This is a genomic window from Synechococcus sp. OH2, from assembly GCF_047462155.1.
Lineage (GTDB): Bacteria > Cyanobacteriota > Cyanobacteriia > Thermostichales > Thermostichaceae > Thermostichus.
The window spans coordinates 123,827-126,058 of sequence record NZ_JANSIR010000095.1; the positions used below are offsets into that span (position 1 = coordinate 123,827).

Annotated in this window: 1 protein-coding gene and 2 pseudogenes; all 3 read left to right on the forward strand. The window is 59.6% G+C overall.

From position 1 onward, the window contains the following. Positions 1–446 (forward strand): annotated as a pseudogene (locus tag NW835_RS09050) (peptidase S41); the annotation flags it as partial. Positions 447–579: 133 nt separating this feature from the next. Beyond that, on the forward strand, positions 580–1,929 hold the full coding sequence (locus NW835_RS09055; RefSeq protein WP_414364798.1) for an adenylosuccinate synthase: 1,350 nt from the start codon (positions 580–582) through the stop codon (positions 1,927–1,929). A 107-nt stretch (positions 1,930–2,036) separates the two neighbouring features. After that, a pseudogene (locus NW835_RS09060) lies at positions 2,037–2,232 on the forward strand (tRNA (N6-isopentenyl adenosine(37)-C2)-methylthiotransferase MiaB); the annotation flags it as partial.

The following is a 2,232-nucleotide window of genomic DNA, read 5'->3' on the forward strand; positions in this document are numbered from 1 at the left end:
GTCGTTTTGTCCTGGGCATGGATACCCGCAACGTCGATACCCACCTTTTGGGCAACGTGGATCTAATCCCCGCCGAGTCGCGGGCCAACGTCTTCCAGCCCAACAGCGACCTGAAGATCTTCTACTTGCAAGACTACATCCTCTTTGCCTACCGCCGTCCGGGCGTTCTCAATAGCTTTTTTGCCGACCGCATCTACACCACCCACCCCGAAGCCATGACTGGCGAAGGGATCCGCATTGGCTCCACCTACTCCGAAGTGATCGCCGTTTACGGCGGCCCCGGCGAAAACGGCTACAACGAGGTGGTGCCCTACCCCAAAGGCAGTCGGGAATACCTGCGGGAGGATCGCTACTACGTCAACTACGATGCCCTGGGCCTGTCCTTTGTCTTTGCGGTGGGCTCCAACCAAGTGACCGCCATCGGCCTGTTCAAGCCGGGGAGTTGAGGACGGAAAAGTTAATCGATTGTTAACCTTTTTGTCAAAAACCCTCAACACCCCCCCGAGCAATGGGGTAAATTAGTGCAGCAACCCCGCAAAGGGGATTTTTTGTGCCGTTCACAGACTGTAGGAGAAGCTCTTGGCAAACGTTGTGGTTGTCGGTGCCCAGTGGGGCGACGAAGGAAAAGGTAAGATCACCGACCTCCTCAGTGAAAAGGCGCATGTGGTCGTCCGCTACCAAGGCGGGGTTAACGCAGGACATACCGTGGTGGTGGGGGGCCAAATCTTTAAGCTGCACCTGATCCCCTCCGGCATCCTCTACCCCGACAAGCGCTGCATCATCGCCAGTGGCACGGTGATCGACCCTGAGGTGTTGCTGGCCGAGATCGACCAACTGCACCAACTGGGGATCTCCACCCACAACCTCTACATCGCCGAAACCGCCCACGTGACCCTGCCCTACCATCGTGTCATCGACGTGGCCGAGGAAGAGCGGCGCGGCATCTATAGGCTGGGCACCACCGGGCGAGGCATTGGCCCCACCTACGCCGACAAGGCCGAGCGCATGGGCATCCGCGTCGTGGACTTGATGTATCCCGATCAACTGCGGGAGCGCCTCAGTTGGGCCATTCCCTACAAGAACGTTTTGCTGGAAAAAATCTACAACCTACCCCCTCTGGATCCTGAGCCAATCATCGAGCAATACCTGGCCTATGCGGAGCGGCTGCGCCCCTACGTCACCGACGCCGCCCTGCTCCTCACCCAGGCCATCGAAGAGCGGCAAAATATTCTCTTCGAGGGGGCACAGGGCACGCTGCTGGATCTCGACTACGGCACCTACCCCTATGTCACTTCCTCCCATCCTATTGCCGGTGGTGCTTGCGTTGGTGCCGGGATCGGCCCCACCAGCATCGACCGGGTAATTGGGGTAGCCAAGGCCTACACCACCCGCGTCGGCGAAGGCCCCTTCCCCACCGAGCTCAAGGACGAGATTGGCGCTTACCTGGGGGCAGCGGGAGCCGAATTTGGCACCACCACCGGGCGGCAGCGGCGCTGCGGCTGGTTCGATGGCGTGATTGGGCGTTATGCCGTGCGGATCAACGGCCTCGACTGCCTGGCCATCACCAAATTGGATGTGCTAGACGGCCTAGACGAGATCAAGGTGTGCGTTGCCTATGAGTACCAGGGGCGCGAGATCCGTCACTTTCCCAGCGATGCCCGCGTCTTTGCCCAGTGCAAGCCCATCTATGAAACCCTGCCCGGCTGGAAGTGCTCCACCAAAGACTGCCGCTCCCTTGAGGACTTGCCTCCCGAAGCCTACGACTACCTGAAGTTTTTGGCCCAGTTGATGCAGGTACCGATTGCCATCGTCTCCCTGGGAGCCAGCCGCGACCAAACCATTATCGTGGAGGATCCCATCCATGGCCCCAAGCGCGCCTTGCTCTACCCCAACGGCAGCAGGCAGGTTCACGCCCTCATGCCGGACTAACAAGCGGAGAGAGAGGCAGTGGGCGGCACCTGCGGTCGCCTCCGCCGCCACCAAGGATCCGCTAAGCTCAAAGGTAAAGGTTGCTTGCGTTGTCTTCTGGTCTTGCCATGGCTGCTCCCACCTACTCCATCATCACTTTTGGCTGTCAAATGAACCGGGCCGACAGCGAGCGCATGGCCGGGATCCTGGAGTCACTGGGGTATGTGCCCGCCGAAGACGAGCTACAGGCAGACTTGGTTCTCTTCAATACCTGTACCATCCGCGACAACGCTGAGCAAAAGGTGTATTCCTACCTGGGCATCC